This is a genomic window from Thermotoga sp., from assembly GCF_021162145.1.
Taxonomy (GTDB): domain Bacteria; phylum Thermotogota; class Thermotogae; order Thermotogales; family Thermotogaceae; genus Thermotoga.
The window spans coordinates 1-3,126 of sequence record NZ_JAGGZH010000009.1; the positions used below are offsets into that span (position 1 = coordinate 1).

Consider the following 3,126-nt stretch of genomic DNA (forward strand, 5'->3'; position numbering starts at 1 on the left):
GGGAAAAGATCTTGAGAGAACCCGCTCAAAAAGAGAGCTTTTTGACCAAGATTAGACAAATGCTGGGGATAGGGTGATAGAATGCAGTATTACACAGAGCTTGTGAGAGCATTCGACGTGATAAGACCTGGTCAGAGTGTCCTTGTGGAAGTTTCTGCTCCAGAAGATCTCGAAGGTGGATACAAGAGTAGCGTCCATGACGTAGATTTCGAAAGGAATCTTTTGATCCTTTCCATGCCGAGTTTCAAAGGGAGGTTGGTTCCTCTTCCACGTGGAACACGTTGTACAGTGAAGATCGTAGACAGCTCGGCAATCTACATGTTCAGAACAACCGTGCTAGAGAGTGGGAAAGATGAGTACGGATTTCCCATCACTAAAGTGTTGTTTCCAAACAGACTGAGAAAAGTACAGAGAAGAAGGTTCAAAAGGATAAGAATGTTCTTAGAGGGACTCTACAAGGTTTCCTCCAAGGACGAACCACCGAAGAGGTTCGTGACGAAAGATTTCAGTGCAGGTGGTATGTTAATAGTAGTGAATGACATCTTGACGGTCGGACAGATCATATATGTCACGGTAGAGTTGGATAAAAACTTGAAGTTGAGGGATCAACCAGCCAAGATCGTAAGGGAAGCTGGTATCCTTGAAACAGGTGAGAGAATGTATGGAGTGGAGTTTCTGAACGTTTCTCCTTCCCTGGAAAGAAAGCTGGTAACCTTCGTCTTCAGAAAGGAAATCGAGAAGAGAAACAAAGAAAGGGGAGATAACGAGTGAACATTTCTGAAAGACAAAAAGACCTTCTGAAGGAGATCGGGAACATAGGAGCGGGGAACGCTGCAACAGCGATATCTTACATGGTGAACAAGAAGGTGGAGATTTCTGTGCCGACTGTGGAGATAATTCCCCTCAGCGACGTGATCTTTGTGGCGGAAGATCCTGAAGAGATTGTCGTGGGCGTGAAGATGCCGGTAGACGGCGAGATAGAGGGCAACATCCTCCTCATAATGGGAACCCAGGTGGTGAAAAAGATTCTGGAAATACTCATAGGACGTGCACCTGAAAATTTACTCCAGCTGGACGAATTTTCTTCCTCGACTCTTCAGGAGATAGGAAACATCATGTGTGGCACTTACATTTCTGCTCTTGCAGATTTTCTTGGATTCAAGATAGACCCCCTCCCACCTCAACTTGTGGTGGATATGATCTCTGCGATATTTGCGGAAGTTTCGCTTGAAGAACTGGGTGAAAGTGCCGATGACCAAGTAGTGTTCGTCGAAACGTCACTCACCGTGGAGGGGGAAAAACCGCTGACTTCGTATCTGATGCTGGTACCAAAACCAGGATATTTGAAGAAGATCTTTGAAAGGATGGGTGTTCAGGAATGAAAAAGGTGATAGGTATCGGAGAATTTACCGTTATGAAGAATCCAAGCGTGATCGTGACGTTGGGGCTAGGATCTTGCGTTGCCGTGTGCATGAGAGATCCCACTGCGGGTGTTGGAGGGATGGCACACGTTATGCTCCCGGACAGCGGAGGGAAGACCGATAAACCTGGAAAGTATGCGGACACGGCGATTGAAACACTGGTGAAAGAACTGGAAAAACTTGGGGCGAAGAGAAGCAGACTGGAGGCGAAGATCGCTGGTGGGGCCAGTATGTTCGAGTCAAAGGGTATGAACATAGGTCAACGAAACGTCGAGGCGGTGAAAAAACACTTGAAAGAACACGGAGTAAAACTGGTGGCAGAGGACACCGGCGGCAACAGAGCGAGGAGTGTCGAATACAACATTGCCACTGGAAAGCTTCTTGTGAGGAAGGTGGGTGGTGGTGAACGATTAGAAATAAAGGAAATCTAGTGTGGAACAAAGAAAGAGCGATAAAGAATTTGCTTCCCGTTATAAAACGAATAGCTGAGGATCTGGTCCACACCCTACCACCGAATGTAGAGGTAGAAGATCTTATACAGGAAGGGATTCTCGCAGCACTCTCCGCCTTTGAAAGGTACGACCCATCCAGAGCAAGCTTTACAACATTCGTGATGAAAAGGGTGAGGGGAGCAATGTACGACTATTTGAGGAAAATAGACTGGATGCCAAGGAATCTGAGAAAGAGCGTGAAACTCGTGGAAAAGGTAATACACGAAAGTGAAGGATTCCCTTCGGATGAAGAACTGGCCAGAAGGACGGGCTTGGAGGTAAGAGAAGTCATCCGCGCCAAGAACGAAATGATGAGAAGGCAGCTCTTGATGATAGACGCATTCGATGAAGAACCGACTTTGAAGGTGGAAGGACCAGACGAAAAGGCGTACCGGGAGATTTTGAAAGAAGAAATAAAAAAGGCGATCGAAAAACTGTCTCACAAAGAAAGGCTTGCTCTTTCATTGAGATTCGAGAAGGAACTTTCTTTGAAAGAGATAGCGCGCGTCTTGGGAGTTTCCGAATCCAGGGTTTCTCAGATCGTGAGTCTTGCCCTTCTGAAAATAAAAAAGGAAGTGATGGGAGATGATCAGGCCGGTTGATTTTCAGGGTTTTGTTGTGAAAGGAGTAGAGTCTGTTCCAAACATCTCCCAGATTTTGAACCAGCAGCCCTTAATGCAGCAGATAGTGGGGCAACACTTGGTGCAGCAGTTCGATAGAGAACGGCACGCGGTGAAAAAGAGTGATTTCACTGAGGATGTCGAGGTGAGAGCTTCAATGGAAGGAAGGGGAAAGAGAAAGAACAGACCCTTTTCTAATTCTAAGGTTCAAAAGAAAAAGCAAGTGAACCTGAGAGAGGAGAACAAAGGACTGTTCATGGATGTGAGAACATGACAACTGCTTATCTGGACTCAAAGAAACTAGATGGAAAATTCGTGGGAGGACTTCTCGTTGTCGACGAAAGAGGTATCCCACTGGAGTTCAAGTACACCGAGCCTGTGACACCAAACGAGCTTCAAAGAATACTGTACGGTGGATCACTCGACATCTATTTGAAGACAGAACTCATATCCAAAACACTGTTGAGGAAGATGGAAAAGAACCCAGATTTCATATTCGTTCGCGATCCAGAACTTTTGGAAGTGGATGAAAGGTTGGTACTCCTTGTTGAAAGAAATGAGAGGTTGGAAAAACCGATTCGTGTTTCAGAAGAA

The 3,126-nt window shown here is 45.9% G+C and carries 6 protein-coding genes; all 6 read left to right on the forward strand.

The window, feature by feature from the left end; genetic code table 11:
* Positions 1–81 precede the first annotated feature (81 nt).
* Positions 82–771, forward strand: coding sequence for a flagellar brake domain-containing protein (locus J7K79_RS00490; RefSeq protein WP_296903964.1), 690 nt, complete (start codon positions 82–84; stop codon positions 769–771).
* The gene (cheC, locus tag J7K79_RS00495; RefSeq protein ID WP_296903966.1) at positions 768–1,382 is read left to right on the forward strand and encodes a CheY-P phosphatase CheC; all 615 of its coding nucleotides are present in this window, start codon (positions 768–770) and stop codon (positions 1,380–1,382) included. The genes J7K79_RS00490 and cheC overlap by 4 nt, the downstream gene beginning before the upstream one ends.
* A complete protein-coding gene (gene cheD, locus J7K79_RS00500) occupies positions 1,379–1,852 on the forward strand; it encodes a chemoreceptor glutamine deamidase/glutamate methylesterase CheD (RefSeq protein ID WP_296903968.1) in 474 nt (157 codons plus the stop codon). The genes cheC and cheD overlap by 4 nt, the downstream gene beginning before the upstream one ends.
* On the forward strand, positions 1,852–2,514 hold the full coding sequence (locus J7K79_RS00505; RefSeq protein ID WP_296903970.1) for a FliA/WhiG family RNA polymerase sigma factor: 663 nt from the start codon (positions 1,852–1,854) through the stop codon (positions 2,512–2,514). Before cheD ends, J7K79_RS00505 begins: the two co-directional genes overlap by 1 nt.
* The gene (locus tag J7K79_RS00510; protein WP_296903972.1) at positions 2,498–2,806 is read left to right on the forward strand and encodes a hypothetical protein; all 309 of its coding nucleotides are present in this window, start codon (positions 2,498–2,500) and stop codon (positions 2,804–2,806) included. The genes J7K79_RS00505 and J7K79_RS00510 overlap by 17 nt, the downstream gene beginning before the upstream one ends.
* On the forward strand, positions 2,803–3,126 hold a 324-nt coding region (locus J7K79_RS00515; protein ID WP_296903974.1), incomplete at its 3' end, for a hypothetical protein. The genes J7K79_RS00510 and J7K79_RS00515, both read left to right, overlap by 4 nt.